The 15,558-nt window shown below is 68.2% G+C and carries 14 protein-coding genes; 6 read left to right on the top strand and 8 right to left on the bottom strand.

Features of this window, described 5'->3' with window-relative positions; translation table 11 throughout:
• Positions 1–690: 690 nt before the first annotated feature.
• The 3 genes from ACK5M9_RS09565 to fgd are packed head-to-tail and all read right to left on the bottom strand — an operon-like array spanning position 691 to position 4,922.
• Positions 691–1,833, bottom strand: coding sequence for an acetate kinase (locus tag ACK5M9_RS09565; RefSeq protein ID WP_416892930.1), 1,143 nt, complete (start codon positions 1,831–1,833; stop codon positions 691–693).
• Positions 1,826–3,901 (bottom strand): phosphate acetyltransferase, encoded by a 2,076-nt coding sequence (pta, locus tag ACK5M9_RS09570; protein ID WP_416892946.1) that lies wholly within the window; start codon positions 3,899–3,901, stop codon positions 1,826–1,828. Before pta ends, ACK5M9_RS09565 begins: the two co-directional genes overlap by 8 nt.
• Positions 3,902–3,911: 10 nt before the next feature.
• Positions 3,912–4,922, bottom strand: a complete 1,011-nt coding sequence (fgd, locus tag ACK5M9_RS09575; RefSeq protein WP_416892931.1) for a glucose-6-phosphate dehydrogenase (coenzyme-F420) — start codon at positions 4,920–4,922, stop codon at positions 3,912–3,914.
• Positions 4,923–4,982: 60 nt separating this feature from the next.
• Between fgd and ACK5M9_RS09580 the strand changes: the two genes are divergently transcribed.
• Positions 4,983–5,747 carry an MBL fold metallo-hydrolase gene (locus ACK5M9_RS09580; protein ID WP_416892932.1) on the top strand — a complete coding sequence of 255 codons (765 nt, stop codon included), beginning with the start codon at positions 4,983–4,985 and terminating at the stop codon, positions 5,745–5,747.
• Positions 5,748–5,751: 4 nt separating this feature from the next.
• Here ACK5M9_RS09580 and ACK5M9_RS09585 read toward each other — a convergent pair whose 3' ends face one another.
• On the bottom strand, positions 5,752–6,132 hold the full coding sequence (locus ACK5M9_RS09585) for a DUF3054 domain-containing protein (RefSeq protein ID WP_416892933.1): 381 nt from the start codon (positions 6,130–6,132) through the stop codon (positions 5,752–5,754).
• A gap of 106 nt (positions 6,133–6,238) precedes the next feature.
• Between ACK5M9_RS09585 and ACK5M9_RS09590 the strand changes: the two genes are divergently transcribed.
• On the top strand, positions 6,239–6,889 hold the full coding sequence (locus tag ACK5M9_RS09590; RefSeq protein ID WP_416892934.1) for a hypothetical protein: 651 nt from the start codon (positions 6,239–6,241) through the stop codon (positions 6,887–6,889).
• Positions 6,890–7,006: 117 nt separating this feature from the next.
• On the top strand, positions 7,007–8,419 hold the full coding sequence (locus ACK5M9_RS09595) for an NAD(P)/FAD-dependent oxidoreductase (RefSeq protein WP_416892935.1): 1,413 nt from the start codon (positions 7,007–7,009) through the stop codon (positions 8,417–8,419).
• Here ACK5M9_RS09595 and ACK5M9_RS09600 read toward each other — a convergent pair.
• Together ACK5M9_RS09600 and ACK5M9_RS09605 are read right to left on the bottom strand one after the other, a co-directional pair.
• On the bottom strand, positions 8,416–9,636 hold the full coding sequence (locus ACK5M9_RS09600) for an O-succinylhomoserine sulfhydrylase (protein ID WP_416892936.1): 1,221 nt from the start codon (positions 9,634–9,636) through the stop codon (positions 8,416–8,418). The genes ACK5M9_RS09595 and ACK5M9_RS09600 overlap by 4 nt on opposite strands.
• Positions 9,633–10,049, bottom strand: coding sequence for a rhodanese-like domain-containing protein (locus ACK5M9_RS09605; protein WP_416892937.1), 417 nt, complete (start codon positions 10,047–10,049; stop codon positions 9,633–9,635). Before ACK5M9_RS09605 ends, ACK5M9_RS09600 begins: the two co-directional genes overlap by 4 nt.
• 214 nt (positions 10,050–10,263) lie before the next feature.
• On the opposite strand from ACK5M9_RS09605, the gene ACK5M9_RS09610 reads away from it, so the two are divergent.
• Positions 10,264–11,571: a PPE family protein gene (locus ACK5M9_RS09610; RefSeq protein ID WP_416892947.1), complete on the top strand. Its 1,308-nt coding sequence runs from the start codon at positions 10,264–10,266 to the stop codon at positions 11,569–11,571.
• 39 nt (positions 11,572–11,610) lie between these two features.
• On the opposite strand, the gene ACK5M9_RS09615 is transcribed toward ACK5M9_RS09610, so the two are convergent.
• Both ACK5M9_RS09615 and ACK5M9_RS09620 read right to left on the bottom strand, forming a co-directional pair.
• Positions 11,611–12,261 carry a PaaI family thioesterase gene (locus ACK5M9_RS09615; protein WP_416892948.1) on the bottom strand — a complete coding sequence of 217 codons (651 nt, stop codon included), beginning with the start codon at positions 12,259–12,261 and terminating at the stop codon, positions 11,611–11,613.
• A 14-nt stretch (positions 12,262–12,275) separates the two neighbouring features.
• Positions 12,276–13,574: an adenylosuccinate synthase gene (locus tag ACK5M9_RS09620; protein WP_416892938.1), complete on the bottom strand. Its 1,299-nt coding sequence runs from the start codon at positions 13,572–13,574 to the stop codon at positions 12,276–12,278.
• A 126-nt stretch (positions 13,575–13,700) separates the two neighbouring features.
• On the opposite strand from ACK5M9_RS09620, the gene ACK5M9_RS09625 reads away from it, so the two are divergent.
• Together ACK5M9_RS09625 and ACK5M9_RS09630 are read left to right on the top strand one after the other, a co-directional pair.
• On the top strand, positions 13,701–14,378 hold the full coding sequence (locus ACK5M9_RS09625; RefSeq protein WP_416892949.1) for a peptidase M50: 678 nt from the start codon (positions 13,701–13,703) through the stop codon (positions 14,376–14,378).
• Positions 14,379–14,388: 10 nt separating this feature from the next.
• The gene (locus ACK5M9_RS09630; protein WP_416892939.1) at positions 14,389–15,168 is read left to right on the top strand and encodes a site-2 protease family protein; all 780 of its coding nucleotides are present in this window, start codon (positions 14,389–14,391) and stop codon (positions 15,166–15,168) included.
• Positions 15,169–15,558 lie beyond the last annotated feature (390 nt).

The raw sequence follows: 15,558 nt of genomic DNA on the forward strand, positions 1-15,558 counted from the left end.
GTCGGGGGTCGGCGGTCGGCGGTGGTGAATCGCCCCGCCCGCTTGCTCGCGAGCGTAACGCCAGAGCGAAATCCGGAGCGCGAAATCGCAACCACGTTACGCTCGCGGACGACTCGCAGCCCCCGCGCGCGGGGGTGCCGCCGAGCGACGTCCAAGACGGCATCGACGTCGAATCCGTTCGCAGCGGCGAGAGCATCCAGTCCGGCCACCCTCGGATGCAGTGCACCTCGCCTGCCGATGTCGAAGGCGGTGCGCTCGGGCGTGGTGACCGCCCGGCCGCGGACCTGCTGCGTTTCCCCTTCCAAGAGCAACCAACGGCGGGTCACAACCCCCGCTGGGGGCCGGGAGTTCTGGCAGATCAGCTCGATCGGCACATCAGGTTCGATCCATTTTGCGCCGTGCAGCGCCGCAGCCGCCGCACCCGCGACGACCGCCGTGGCCCTGGACCACACCCAGGCGGCCGCAAGTCGCTGATCGACCGAGGTCACAACCCCGGACGGCACGTATACATCCGGTAGGGCCGCTTGGTATCGCGTCCGCAACTGATGCCTGTTCAAAACTCCGAGCCGCAGTGCCTGGCTGCCGACGAACGGTCCTTCCATGCCGGCCAGGTTCGCACGACTACCGCACACCGCGCCTGCGCCCATCCACAGGCCACGGAGCGGGAACGCACCCGCCGGAGCGGATCTCCTACAGGACTCGCACGCAGTCGCGGGCGATGGCCAGTTCTTCGTTGGTCGGCACCACCAGGACCGTCACCGGTGACCGGTCAGTGGAGATGCGCCGCGCACCCGAGCCCGTCGCGTTGCGGTTCCGGTCGATCTCGATGCCGAGTTCATCCAGGCCGGACAAGGCATCCCGGCGAACCGCCGCATCGTGCTCGCCTATTCCGGCGGTGAAGCTCAGCACATCGGTGTGCCCCAACACCGCCAGATACCCCCCGATGTACTTGCGCAACCGATGGACAAACACGTCGTAGGCCAACTTCGCTGCCGCGTCGCCGCTGTCCATCTTCGCCCGCAACCTCCGGAAATCACGCTCGCCGGCCAGGCCCGCCACCCCGGACTTCTTGTTGAGCATCGACTCGATCTCGGCGATGTTCATTCCCGCGCTGCGCGACAGGTACCCGATGATGCCCGGATCGATGTCGCCGCTGCGGGTGCCCATTACCAGACCCTCCAGCGGGGTCATGCCCATGGACGTCTCCACCGGACGCCCGCCCGCTACCGCCGACACCGATGCGCCGTTACCCAGGTGCAGCACAATCTGATTCACATCCTCCACCGCCCGGCCCAGGAATTCTGCGGCCTGGAAACTCACGTATTCATGCGAGGAGCCGTGGAAGCCGTACCGGCGGATGCTCCACCTTTCGGCCACGTCGCGATCGATGGCGTACGTCGCAGCCTCGGGAGGAAGGCCGTGGAAGAACGCCGTGTCGAAGACCGCCACGTGCGCGACATCGGGCAGTAGTCTTCGGGCTACCTCGATGCCCGACAACGCCGGCGGATTGTGCAGCGGAGCCAGCGCAGACAGCTCCTCGAGTTCGGCGATCACCCCGTCGTCCAGAACCGTAGGCATATGAAAGCGATTGCCGCCGTGAACGACCCGATGCCCGACGGCCACCAACCCGCAGTCACTCAGGTCGATGCCGTCGTCGGCCAGCATGTCGAAGGCGCGGCGCAGGGCGGCGTCGTGATCTGCGATCGGCGACGAAGCCTCCCCGATCTGCTCGACCAGGCCCGCGGCGCGTGCCCGCCCGGAGTCCGGATCGACGAGTTGGAACTTCAGCGACGACGAGCCGGAATTGATCACCAGAACCAGGCGGTCAGCCATCGGTCACCTGCGCCTGAATCGCGGTGATCGCCACGGTATTGACGATGTCCTCGACGAGAGCGCCGCGGGACAGGTCGTTGACGGGTTTACGCAGGCCCTGCAGCACCGGCCCGATGGCAACGGCTCCGGCAGACCTCTGCACGGCTTTGTAGGTGTTGTTGCCGGTGTTGAGGTCGGGGAAGATGAGCACTGTGGCCCGGCCCGCTACCGGCGAGTCGCGCGTCTTGGTCGCCGCCACCGCGGGATCCACCGCGGCGTCGTATTGAATCGGACCTTCCACCAGTAACTCCGGCGATCTCGACCGAACCATTGCCGTTGCCGCTCTGACCTTTTCGACGTCGACACCGGATCCAGATTCCCCGGTCGAGTAGGACAGCATCGCCACCCTCGGTTCGATACCGAATTGCGCGGCAGTTCGCGCCGAACTTATCGCGATATCGGCGAGCTGTTCGGGCGTGGGGTTCGGGACGATCGCACAGTCGCCGTACGCCAGGACCCGGTCGGGCAGGCACATCAGAAATATGCTGGAAACGGTGGAGACGTCGGGAACGGTCCGGATGATCTCCAGCGCCGGACGAACCGTGTTCGCCGTGGTGTGCACAGCGCCGGAAACCATACCGTCAACCAACCCGTTGTACACCAGCATAGTGCCGAAATACGTTGCGTCATTCAGTATTTCACGAGCATGATCGATGGTGATGCCCTTGGACCTGCGCAAGTCGGCATATTGTTCGGCGAATCCGTCGCGCAGCTCGCTGATACCGGGGTCGATCACCGTCGCGGCGTCCAGACTGACGCCCAATTCGGCTGCGCGGGCACGCACCCGGACCTCGTCGCCCAGAATCGTCAAGTCCGCGACCGAACGCCGCAACAGCCGGCCGGCAGACCGCAGGATCCGGTCGTCGTCACCCTCGGGCAACACGATTCGCTTGCGGTCGGCCCGGGCCCGCTGCTGCAACTGGCGGGTGAACATCTTCGGTGTGGTGACCGTCGGAATCGGAATTGCCAGTTGTGCCAGCAGATCGTCGACGTCGACGTGGCGGTCCATCAACTGCAGCGCGGTGTCGATCTTGCGTTGCGACGTCGAAGTGATCCGTCCGCGAGCCGAAGCCGCGGCACTGGCGGTGGCGAACGTTCCGTGCGAGGTGGTGATGATGGGCAATCGCAGCCGAAGACCGGCAACGAGGGCCGCTATCGACGGGTGCAGCTGCAGACCGCCGTTGAGGACGATGCACGACAGTGACGGAAACCCCTCGGCCGCATGGGCACTGGCCAGAGCCAGCACCACGTCCGAACGGTCACCCGGGGTGATCACCGCAAAGCCGTCGCGTAGCCGTTCCAGCACATGATCCGCGGTCATCCCGGCAACCATCACGCCCATCACCTCGCGGTCGCGCAGCGACGCATCCCCGCTGATCGGCGTCCCATCAAGGGCAGCTTCCAACTCGGCCACCGTGGGCGCGGCCAGCAACGGCTCCTCGGGGAGCACGTAGCTGCGCGGGGTGAAGGCTCGCAGCGCCTCCTGGGTGTCGGTCAGCGCCGCCGGCTCACACCGGTTGACCACCACCGCCGCCGCATGTGCGCGTTGCGCCGACAACTCCGCCAGGCACGCCTCCACGACACTGACGACTTCCTTCGGGTTGTGGCCCTCGCCGCGCACCGTCAGCAGCACGGGCGCACCGAGGTCGACCGCGATGCGGGCGTTGACCGAAAAGCCGGCCGGAGAGGCAGCCCCTCCGATATCGGTGAAATCGCTTCCGACGATCACCACCGCTCCGCACTGCGCGGCCATTTCCTGATACGCCTCGGCGATATCCGCCATGGCGGCGTCGCTGTCGTCGTGCAGCTGCTGGTAGGTCACGCCGACGCACTGCTGGTAGGGCAGGCCGGCCGTGGAGTGTTCCAGCAACAGTTCCAGCATGTAGTCGCGCTCTTCGGCGGTCCTGGTGATCGGCCGGAACACACCAACCTTCGCCACCCTGGCGGTCAGCCGGTGCAGCAGCCCCAGCGCGATCGTCGACTTGCCGGTCTCCGCCTCCGGGGCTGCGATGTAGATCGACTTGGCTATCGCCCCCGGCTCAGACAAGGCGGCGCAACCTGGGTTCGAGGTCACTCTCGAACAGCTCCAGGAATCGGCGCTGGTCATGCCCGGGAGCATGGAACACCAGATGGTTGAGGCCCCAGGCCACGTATTGGCCGACCATCTCCACTGCTTCGTCGGGATCCGAGGCCACGATCCACCTCTTGGCGATCTGCTCGATCGGCAACGCGTCGGCCGCCCTCTCCATCTCGATCGGGTCGTCGATACTGTGCTTCTGCTCGGCGGACAGCGACAGCGGCGCCCAGAACCGGGTGTTGTTCAACGCCTGCTCGGGATCGGGGTCGTAGGAGATCTTGATCTCGATCATCCGGTCGATGTCATCGATGTCGCGGCCGGCGGCCGCCGCCCCCTCGCCCACCGCCGGCATCAGCTTCTCGGTATAGAGTTCCGCACCCTTGCCCGAGGTACAGATGAAGCCGTCACCGGCACGTCCGGCGTACTTGGCCACCACCGGACCGCCCGCGGCGACATAGATCGGTATGCCGGCGTCCGGAACGTCGTAGATCGAGGCCCCCCTGAGCCGGTAATAGTCGCCATCGAAATCGACGCGGTCGCCGCGCCACAGCTCGCGCATCAGGCGCACCGACTCGCGCAACCGGGCGAACCGCTCCTTGAAATCCGGCCAGGCGCCCTCGAATCCGGTGGCGATCTCGTTGAGCGCTTCGCCGGTGCCGACGCCCAGGAAGACCCGGCCCGGATACAAGCAACCCATCGTGGCGAAGGCTTGCGCGATCACCGCTGGGTTGTACCGGAAGGTCGGGGTGAGTACCGACGTCCCCAGCCGCAGCCGCTTGGTGCGCTCGCCGACGGCCGTCATCCAGGCCAGTGAGAACGGCGCGTGCCCGCCCTCGTGCCGCCACGGCTGGAAGTGATCGCTGACGGTCGCGCTGTCCATCCCGCGGGCTTCGGCCAGGACGGCCAGCTCGACGAGTTCGCGCGGTGCGAATTGTTCCGCAGACGCCTTGTATCCCAGTCGCAGTTGCGTCACCGTTCTTTTCTACTCCATATCCTCATGGTCACGACCCGACATCGCTCTAGACTCCACGGCATGGGTGGGCACGTGGAGCTGGTCCGGGTCACCGACAAGGTTCATCTCGCCCACGGACCCGCGGTCAACTGGGTGCTGGTCACCGACGACACCGGGGTCATGCTGATCGACGCCGGATATCCGCGCGACCGGGTCGACGTCCTGGACTCGCTGGGCGAGCTGGGCTACGCCCCCGGCGATGTGCGGGCAATCCTGCTCACCCACGCCCACATCGACCATTTGGGCACCGCGATCTGGTTCGCCCGCGAGCACGGCACCCCGGTGTACTGCCACACCGACGAGGTGGGGCACGTCAAGCGCGAGTACTTGGAGCAGGTGTCGATTCTCGATCTGGCACTGCGCATCTGGCGGCCGCGCTGGGCGGTGTGGACGGTCCATGTGGTGCGCAGCGGCGGACTGGTTCGCGATGGCATCCCCACGGTGCTGCCGCTGACCGCGGACATCGCGGCGGGCCTGCCCGGCCGACCACGGCCGGTGTTCAGCCCGGGCCACACCAACGGGCACTGCTCATATCTGGTCGACGGGGTGCTGGCCAGCGGCGACGCGTTGATCACCGGGCATCCGCTGATACGTCACGACGGGCCGCAATTGCTTCCGGCGATATTCAGCTACAGCCAGCCGGACTGCATCCGAACCCTGGCCGAGCTGGCGCGGGTGGAAGCCGAAGCCCTCGCGCCGGGCCACGGCCCGCTGTGGCGCGGCTCGATGCGCACGGCCACCGACGCGGCGCTGGAGAAAGCCGGAGCGCACCGACTCCCCGGGTGATGCGTCAGCGCGCCGGGCACCGGCCGAGCAACCGGGTGGCCACCGCTCGCCACCCGAGCAGCAGCACAGCCGTCGTCGCCGAGGCGACGCCCACGAAACTGGCCGCCACTCCCGCCGATGTGGCCCTGCGTAGCAGCATGCCGAACACCACCGTCGATACCCAGACGACCACGCCGGTCGGCGCCACCGCCGTGGGTCGGCGCCAGCCGCGGGACAACAGCCAGCCAAGCGCGGTCCCGCTCAGAAACGGCCACGCGGTGGTTGCCAGCCCGGTGACGTTCACGCGTTCGTCGTGGCTGCGGCGCCCGAGGGCGCAGAACGCCAGGACTGCCGCGAGATCTGCCGCCATCCACCCCGGCCAGGTCGGCACTCGCTGCGATCGCATACCGCGACGATACCGTTCGTCATCCCCGATTGCGGCTCGGCGGGACCGACCTCGCCCAGCGCGCACAGCCTTCTACAATGGGTCACCACACCCCGGAGATGGCCCAATGACAATGAATGCACGCCGGTTGGCCGTGGTTGCCGCCCTGTGGGCAGTTGCCTCCCCCCTGACCTCCCCCCTGATCTCCCCCCTGATCTCCCCCCCGACGGCCGTCGCCGACCCCGCGGCCATCCTGCCGCCGATGATCTCCACCGACGCCGGGCCCGTGATCGGCGACGGCGGCAACACCGACGCCGTCTCGGAGCAGCTGTTCAGCTTCGAGAATCCGGCGATCCAGGAGGTCGACGGGTCTGATGCGGCTGAATTCATCGCCGCGGCAGCCGGTTTGGCGGATCGGGACCTGGCGACCGTGTTCCAGCCGTTGCGACGGGCGTTGGGCTGCCAAGAGAACGGGGCGGGCTTCGGGGCGCGGGCCTACCGGCGAAATGACGGGCTCTGGGGCGGCGGCATGCTGGTGATCGCCGAGAGTGCCGTCGCCGACGTCGACGCTTTGTCCGCGTGCGTCAAGTTGGGTTGGCGCAAGGCGACCCGGGGTACGCCCACCTCGATGTGCAACAGCGGCTGGGTGTATCCGCCGTTCATCAGCACCGGCAGTGGTGAGGAGACCTATTTCGTCCTGCTGGCCGGAACCGATTCGGATTTCTGCGCACAACCCAACGCGAACTATCGGACGACGGCGAGATCCTGGCCGGGCTAGCCGGATATCCCCGCCGAGCCATCCTGTTAGAGCAGATCGGGGCTCCCGAGGCATACCGCTGGGCCAGCGGAGCACGTACGGTTACATACGCTGCAGTGCACAGACCGAAGGAGGACCATGACGCCCGGATCCAGCCAAGCCTCGTCTGCCGGCAGGCGCCATCACGTCGTCATCATCGGAAGCGGGTTCGGCGGTTTGAACGCGGCGAAGGCACTCAAGCGGGCCGACGTCGACATCACGCTGATCTCCAAGACCACCACCCACCTTTTCCAGCCATTGCTGTATCAGGTGGCGACCGGCATCCTGTCCGAGGGAGACGTCGCCCCGACCACCCGCCTGATCCTGCGAGACCAGAAGAACGTGCGGGTCGTGCTGGGTGAGGTCAACGGGATCGACCTGACCAAGCAGACGGTCACCTCCAAGTTGATATCCATGGAAACGGTGACGCCCTACGACAGCCTGATCGTGGCCGCCGGCGCGCAACAGTCCTACTTCGGCAACGACCACTTCGCCACCTACGCGCCGGGCATGAAGACTATCGACGACGCCCTGGAGTTGCGCGGCCGCATCCTCGGGGCATTCGAAGCCGCCGAAGTCACCACCGACGCCGCTGAGCGGGAACGTCGGCTGACGTTCGTCGTGGTGGGAGCCGGCCCCACCGGCGTCGAATTGGCCGGGGAGATAGTCCAACTCGCCGAGCGCACCCTGGCCGGGGCGTTCCGCACGATCACACCCAGCGATTGCCGGGTGATCCTGCTCGATGCCGCACCGGCGGTGCTGCCGCCGATGGGGGAGAAGCTGGGCGCCAAAGCCCAGCGGCGGCTGGAGAAGATGAGTGTACAGGTTCAGCTCAACGCGATGGTCAGCGCGGTTGACTACAAGGGCATCACGGTCAAGGAGAAGGACGGCACCGAGCGGCGTATCGACTGCGCCTGCAAGGTGTGGGCGGCCGGTGTGCAGGCCAGCACCTTGGGAAAGATGCTCGCCGAACAGTCCGACGGCACCGAAACCGACCGTGCCGGACGCGTGCAGGTGCAGCCCGACCTCACCATCAAGGGTCACCCGAATGTGTTCGTGGTCGGCGACTTGATGGCGGTGCAAGGGGTGCCGGGCATGGCCCAGGGTGCCATCCAGGGCGCGCGCTACGCCACCGACATCGTCAAGCGCGTGGTCAAGGGCAAGGACGATCCCGCCGCCCGCGCGCCGTTCAAGTACCACAACAAGGGCAGCATGGCCCTGGTCTCGCGGTACAGCGCCGTGGCCAAGGTCGGCAAATTGGAGTTCGCCGGATTCTTCGCCTGGATCGGTTGGCTGTTTCTGCACCTGCTGTATCTGGTCGGCCACCGCAACCGGATTGCCGCCATGTTCTCCTGGGGGCTGGCCTTCCTGGGCCGTACCCGCGGCCAGATGGCCATCACCAGCCAGATGATCTACGCCCGGGTGGTCACCAACTGGATGGAGAGCCAGACACAGGGTGCGCTGGCGGCCGCCGAACGCGCCGAAGAGGCCGAACGACAGATCGCCGGTTAGCTCAGCGCGCGGTCGATATCGGCGATCAGATCCTCGGTGCCCTCCAACCCGACGGAGATCCGGACGACACCGTCGCCGAGCCCGATGGCGGCCCGACCTTCGGGGCCCATTGCGCGGTGTGTGGTGGTCGACGGGTGGGTGACCAGCGACTTGGTGTCGCCGAGGTTGTTGGAGATGTCGATCAGCGACATTTTGTCGAGTACCTCGAAGGCGCGCCGCTTCGCAGCACCCTCCGGGGCATCGAGTTCGAAGGTCAGCACCGTTCCGCCGCCGGTCATCTGACGCCGGGCAAGGCGGTGCTGCGGGTGCGACGGCAGGAAGGGATACCGCACCCAGCGCACCGCGGGATGGCCCTCCAGGAATTCCGCGATGCGCTGCGCCGAGGAATTGCTGTACCCGACCCGAACCGAAAGCGTCTCCAGGCCTTTCAACAGAATCCAGGCGTTGAACGCGCTCAGGGCCGGGCCGGTGTGGCGCATCAGCTTCTTGACCGGCTCGTCGATGAAGTCCCGGTCGCCCAGGATCGCCCCGCCCAGCACCCGGCCCTGGCCGTCGATGTGCTTGGTTCCCGAGTAGACCACCACGTCGACCCCCAGCGGAATTCCCTGCTGCAGAAGGGGTGTGGCAAAAACGTTGTCCAACACAACTTTTGCGCCGGCGGCATGGGCCAGTTCGGTGACCGCGGCGATGTCGACCAGGGACTGCATCGGGTTCGACGGCGTCTCGAAGAACACCGCCTGGGCCGGTACCGACAGTGCCTGCTCCCACTGCGCCAGGTCCTCGCCGTCGACGAACACCGTCTCCACCCCCCAGCGCGGCAGGATCTCGTTGCAGACCACGAAGCAGGACCCGAACAGGCTGCGCGCCGCGACCAGCCGGTCACCGGCACCGAGCAGTGCACCGAGCGCAACGAACACCGCGGCCATGCCGCTGGCGGTTGCGAACGCGGCCGGTGCCCCCTCGATCAGCCGCAGCCGTTCCTCGAACATGCGCACCGTCGGATTGCCGTAGCGCGAGTAGACGTAGTGGTCGACCTCACCGGTGAACGATTGCTCGGCGACGGCCGCCGAGGGATAGACGTATCCCGACGACATGAACATCGCCTCGGCGGTCTCGTCGAAGCCTGTCCGCGTCAGGCCGCCGCGGACACCGATCGTGGCCGGGCCAACCCCCTCGGGCAGCGCCCGCGGCGCGGGCATCGATCCGCCGCCGGTCATTCTTGCCGCCAGGGCAGTCCCGCGGCACGCCAGCCGGCGCTCCCGCGGTGGCCCTCCGCATCGAGGGGCCCCTCGAACCCATCCAGCACATTGAACGAGGGCGTCAGGCCGGCCGCGGTGGCAGCCCCCGCGGCGCCGATGGATCGCTGGCCCGACCGGCACAGGAAGATCACCGGCCGGTCGGCGTCGCGCACCGGAACTGTGCGCTGAAGTTCGGCGAGGAAGGCGTCGTTGTGGCGTCCGCCGGATCTGTTCCACTCGACGAAGACCACCTCGCGGCCCAGACTCGACAAGTCCGGGACCCCGACGAACGTCCACTCGGCCTCGGTGCGCACGTCGACCAGCACCGCCGAAGGGTTCTCGGCGAGCATTTCCCAGGCCTGCTGTGGCGTGATGTCCCCGGCGTACCGCACGCGCGAGAGTTTCGCACATTTGCCCCGACGGTAACCTGGCAGGTGCGCCGGCAGGTGCGCGCCCGCACAAGAAATGCTCCGGCTCTTCTCATCTCGCGGGGTTTTGTGCGACCCTCTGACAGGCGGATGATCGGTGCGCGGGCCACGGCGATTCGTCATGCGTTCGTGGCAGCGCCGGCACGGACGGTTCGAGAAAGGGCTAGCGGTGCTGGGGATGGAGTTCGGGGCGCTACCTCCCGAAGTCAACTCGGCCAGGATCTATTCCGGCCCGGGATCGGCGCCGTTGATGCAGGCGGCACTGGCCTGGGAGCGGCTGGCCGACGAATTGAACGCGACGGCAGATTCCTACACCGCAGTGATTTCCGGCCTCAGCGGCCAGGAGTGGCTGGGGCCGTCATCGCTGTCGATGGCTGCCGCCGCCGCGCCGTACGTGACCTGGATGCGGGCGACCGCCGCCCAGGCCGCGCAGGCCGGCGCCCAGGCGCTGGCCGCCGCCAACGCCTACGAGGCGGCATATTCGGCCACCGTTCCGCCGGCTGCGATAGCAGCCAACCGCAGCAGCATGATGTCGCTGATCCAGACCAACATTTTCGGGCAGAACACCCCGGCGATCGCGACCAGCGAGGCGTACTACGGCGAGATGTGGGCCCAGGACATCGTCGCAATGGACGGCTACGCCGGCAGTTCGGAAGCCGCCGCTCAATTGGCGCCGTTCAGCGCGCCACCGACAACCACCACCGAGGAGGCCCCGGCCGTCCAGCAGGCCGCCGTGAATGCCGCCGCGGCTCCGGCGGCAGCCACTGCGGAGTCGCTCCTGCCACCGCCATTCAACATGCTGTCGAACGCGTTGGACGACCTCGACTTTCTGGTCCTCGGCGCCCTGGGGGTGTCGCTGAGCTCCTTGGGTGTGTCGGCGGTGCAGCTGGGCGAGGACCTCCGGCACGACCAGCTGGATGAATACGAGGAAGAAGAGGCCAACGAGCTACGTTACGAGGGGCTCGAAGACAAGTCGCCGGACGCTCTCAACAATGAAGCGCTGTCCATTTTCCGAGCGGAGCACCCGGCGCTGATGAATCCGCCGCCGCTGGCCGCCCGCACCGGATATTCCACCAGCATCGGTGGCATGTCGGTCCCGCCGTCCTGGACGATGTCGCCGGCGGTGCGGCAGGTCGCCGCATTGTTCCCCGGCGGTACACCGTTCTACGCGGCGCCCGGCAACCAGGGCAGCTACGCCGGAATGGCCGCCGCCGGCATGGTCGGAACGGGACTGGCAGGGCTTGCGGCGCGGGGCGCCGGCGACGCTTCCGGGTCCGGCCAGCCGGCGGCCGCAGGTGGCGGAGCCGCAGCCGCCGGCCGTCCGGCAGCCAATACCCCCCCGGTACCCGCCGCGGCTACCGCCGCGCATTTTCCAGGGCTGCCGCAGGGGCTGCCGCCGGGCGTGGTGGCCAACCTCGCGGCCACCCTGGCCGCGATCCCCGGCGCGACGATCATCGTGGTGCCTCCGGACCCGAAGCAGCAGTAAGGGGCACAGGCCACGGGGCGCCCGGCCACGGGCCGCGCGCTACGGCTGGCCGGGCAGCAACCTCACCATGAGGGCGTTCCCCTCGGCCAGCAGTGCCCCGTCGCTGTCACACAGTTCCGCCGACACGAACGCCTTGCGGCCCTCGATACGTGTCACCCGTCCGCTGATCACCAACGGAGCGTCGATCGGGGTGACCTTGCGGTAGTCGATGTGCAGGAAGGCCGTTCGGCTGATGAGTCGGCCTGCGGCGTGCGCGACGGTGCCGAACAGGTGGTCGAACAGCAGCGGCAGCACCCCCCCGTGCACGGCCATGTTGCCGCCCACATGGAACCGGCTGAATCTGCCGGTCATCTCCACCCCCTCGGGGCTGTGGCGGGTGATCGTCCACGGCGGCATCAGCAAGCTGCCCATGCCGGGAAGACCCGGCGTCCGCCCGGCCGGCGACACGCCCTCGGGCGCCTGGTACGGCGCCAGCAGGTCCACCAGGGCAGCCGCATGATCGGCTGCCCGGTCCCAGACGTCGTCGCCCGGGTCGGCGGAGACCGCCAGGTCCTGCACCCTGCGCATGGAGGCTACGAAGCGACCGAAACCCGGCCCGGGATTGGCCGGGGCGAAATCGGGGAAGCCGCCGTGGTGTTCGTATCCAGGGTCCAGCTCCGTCGACGGCTCCGTCGATCGCTGCGCCGGAATCCCCGGGACATCGCTCACCGATGAGCCCGCAGGACATCGCGCCGGACAATGGTCTGGTCCCGACCCGGACCGACGCCTATGCACGAAACATGAGCTCCGGCAAGCTCTTCCAGTCGCAACACGTAGTCGCGCGCGTTGGCGGGCAGGTCGTCGAATTCGCATACGCCCGAGATGTCCTCCGACCAGCCGGGCAACTCCTCGAAGACCGGTGTCGCCTGGCAGAGATCGCCCTGGGTCATCGGCATCTCCGCGGTGCGCCGGCCGTCGATGTCGTATGCCACGCAGACCGGGATCGCCGGCAGGCCGGAGAGCACGTCGAGCTTGGTCAGGAAGTAGTCGGTGATGCCGTTGACGCGGCTGGCGTAGCGCGCGATGACGGCGTCGAACCAGCCGCAGCGTCGGCGGCGGCCGGTGGTGACGCCGAATTCGCCACCGGTCTTGGACAGGTATTCGCCGTGCTCGTCGAACAGTTCGGTTGGGAAGGGCCCGGAGCCGACCCGGGTGGTGTAGGCCTTCAGGATCCCCAGCACGGTCCCGATCCTGGTCGGACCGATGCCCGAGCCCACCGCGGCGCCACCGGCCGTCGGGTTCGACGACGTGACGTAGGGGTAGGTGCCGTGGTCAACGTCCAGCAGGGTGCCCTGCGATCCCTCCAGCAGCACGGTCTGGCCGGCGTCCAACGCGTTGTTGAGCAGCAGCCGGGTGTCGGCGATCCGGTGCCGGAAACCCGCGGCCTGCTCCAGCAACACCTCGACGACCTGCGAGGGTTCGAGCGCTTTGCGGTTGTAGATCTTGACCAGGACCTGATTCTTGAACTCCAGGGCGGCCTCGACCTTGTGGGTCAACTGATCGGAGTCCAGCACGTCGGCCACCCGGATGCCCATGCGGGCGATCTTGTCCTGGTAGCACGGCCCGATACCCCGGCCGGTGGTGCCGATCTTCTTGCTGCCCATGTAGCGCTCGGTGACCTTGTCGATCGCCACGTGGTAGGGCATCAGCAGGTGCGCATCGGCGGAGATCAACAGGTCGGAGGTGTCGACGCCGCGGTCCTCCAGCCCCTTGAGTTCGCTGAGCAGGACGCCGGGATCGATCACCACACCGTTGCCGATGACGTTGGTGACCCCGCGGGTGAGCACGCCCGACGGGATCAGGTGCAGCGCGAAGTTCTCTCCCGAGGGCAACACGACGGTGTGGCCGGCGTTGTTACCGCCCTGGTACCGCACTACCCATTGCACACGTCCGCCGAGCAGGTCCGTGGCCTTACCCTTGCCCTCGTCGCCCCACTGGGCGCCGATGAGGACGACTGCCGGCATGACTTGCTCCTGCTCTGGCGGGTACTACCCGCTCCTTGTGGTCCAGCCGGTGACCTACCCTATCCTGCGGTACGCGGGAAACCTCGCAAAGACCGCGAAACAGGTCAGGAAACGGGTGTGGAGCGTGTGAAAGCGGCCGATCGAACACCCGCGACGGCGGTTCTGGTGTTCGGCGACGCCCGCCTGCCGCGCGCGCTGAGTGCCCTGGAGACCCATCGGAACCCGGGCCAGGCCGACATCGACGCCGCAGCCCAAACCCATCGGCGGCTGGTCGTGGCCGGCGACGACACCCACCTTGCCCAAGTGCTCACCCGCCTGCTGCGCACCGAACGGTTGGACGTCGAGGTCGGCTACGTTCCCCGCCGCCGGACCCACGCCACCAGGGCATACCGGCTGCCGGCAGGACGCCGCGCGGTGCGGCGGGCGCTGCGGGCCGGTGCCCGCCGGGTGCCGTTGATTCGCGACGAGACCGGGACGGCGATCGTCGGGCGCGCCCGCTGGCTGCCGGCCGCCGAGGCGCCGGCGATCCGCGGCGAGGCGGTCGTCGACGACACGGTGCTCTTCGACGGCGATGTCGCCGAGGTCTGGATCGAGCCGACGGCGCTGATTCCCGGTCTGCGGGCCGCGCTGCCCGGGCGATTCCGGTGGACGCGGTGGACACGGTCGGTGCGGTGGGTCGGTGGACGAGCCGCCCAACTGGGAACGACCGGCGCCGTCGTGGTACGCGACGAGGTACCGGGACCTCGCACGGTGCGACGGTCGACGTTCTACCGCAACGTCGAGGGCTGGCTGTTGGTCCGGTAGCTTTCAACCCGTGAACAACCCGGGCACGCACGCGTCGGTGCGGCCCAGCCCGATCTTTCTCGGCCTGGTCGCAGCGACGGCTGCCGGCGGGACGATCGCGTGGACGGCCGGGTCCCTGCTGAGCCCACAGGCCTACGCCGGTGTGTTCGTCTTCGTCATCGCGGGCTGGCTGGTGTCGCTGTGCCTGCACGAATTCGGGCACGCGTATACCGCCTGGCGATTCGGGGACCACGGCGTGGCGGTCCGCGGCTACCTGACGCTGGATCCGCGACGCTACAGCCACATCGGCCTGTCGCTGGTGCTGCCGATCGTCTTCACGGTGTTGGGCGGTATCGGCCTGCCCGGGGCCGCGGTGTATCTGCAGACCGCATTCATGGCACCCGTCCGGCGCACCCTGATCAGCCTGGCCGGGCCGGCGGCCAACCTGTGCCTGGCCGCAGTCCTGCTGGGGAGCATCCGGCTGTTCTACGACCCGGCCCACGTCGTGTTCTCGGCCGGATTGGCGTTCCTGGGTTTTCTGCAGATCACCGCGCTGGTGCTGAACCTGTTGCCGATCCCGGGCCTGGACGGCTACAACGCGCTGGAACCGTACCTGAGCCCCGAGACGCAGCGTGCGGTGGCGCCCGCCAAGCCCTACGGCGTTCTCATCTTGTTCTTCCTGCTCATTTCCCCGGGGCTGAACCGGTGGTTCTTCGGGGTCGTGTACTGGCTCTTCGGCCTCTCGGGGGTGCCGCCGCGGCTGGCGATGGCCGGCGACGCGCTGACCCGCTTCTGGAGCGTCTGGTTCTGAGCGTCGCCCCCCTGCCCCCTGGCCCCTGGCCGAGCCCAGTCGCGTCGTCGCGGGCGAACGCGCTCCGCCCCTGCCCCCTGCCCCTGCCCCCTGCCCCCTGCCCCCCTGGGCGAGATTCAGCCCGCTTGCTCGCGAGCGTAACGCCAGGGCGAAATCCGGGGCGCAAAATCGCAGCCACGTTACGCTCGCGAACGACTCGCAGCCACCCGCCCCGAATTCGGCCTCTCGGGGGTGCCGCCGCAGCTGGCGATGGCCGGCGACGCGCTGACCCGCATCTGGAGCGCCTGGTTCTGAGCCTCGCCCCCCAGCCCCAGCCCCCGCCCCCCGCCCCCGGCCCCAGGCCCCCCCCCCCCGGCCCCGGGCCCCCGCCCCCCCCCCCCCCCCCCCCCG

This window comes from Mycobacterium sp. (assembly GCF_047975165.1).
Lineage (GTDB): Bacteria > Actinomycetota > Actinomycetes > Mycobacteriales > Mycobacteriaceae > Mycobacterium.

Coding starts and splice junctions, on each gene's coding strand:
- ACK5M9_RS09620 (WP_416892938.1), bottom strand. CDS start 13,574: ATGCCGGCAGTCGTCCTCATCGGCGCCCAGTGGGGCGACGAGGGCAAG.
- ACK5M9_RS09565 (WP_416892930.1), bottom strand. CDS start 1,833: ATGGCTGACCGCCTGGTTCTGGTGATCAATTCCGGCTCGTCGTCGCTG.
- ACK5M9_RS09600 (WP_416892936.1), bottom strand. CDS start 9,636: ATGACCGGCGGCGGATCGATGCCCGCGCCGCGGGCGCTGCCCGAGGGG.
- ACK5M9_RS09610 (WP_416892947.1), top strand. CDS start 10,264: ATGGAGTTCGGGGCGCTACCTCCCGAAGTCAACTCGGCCAGGATCTAT.
- ACK5M9_RS09585 (WP_416892933.1), bottom strand. CDS start 6,132: ATGCGATCGCAGCGAGTGCCGACCTGGCCGGGGTGGATGGCGGCAGAT.
- ACK5M9_RS09595 (WP_416892935.1), top strand. CDS start 7,007: ATGACGCCCGGATCCAGCCAAGCCTCGTCTGCCGGCAGGCGCCATCAC.
- ACK5M9_RS09580 (WP_416892932.1), top strand. CDS start 4,983: ATGGGTGGGCACGTGGAGCTGGTCCGGGTCACCGACAAGGTTCATCTC.
- ACK5M9_RS09590 (WP_416892934.1), top strand. CDS start 6,239: ATGACAATGAATGCACGCCGGTTGGCCGTGGTTGCCGCCCTGTGGGCA.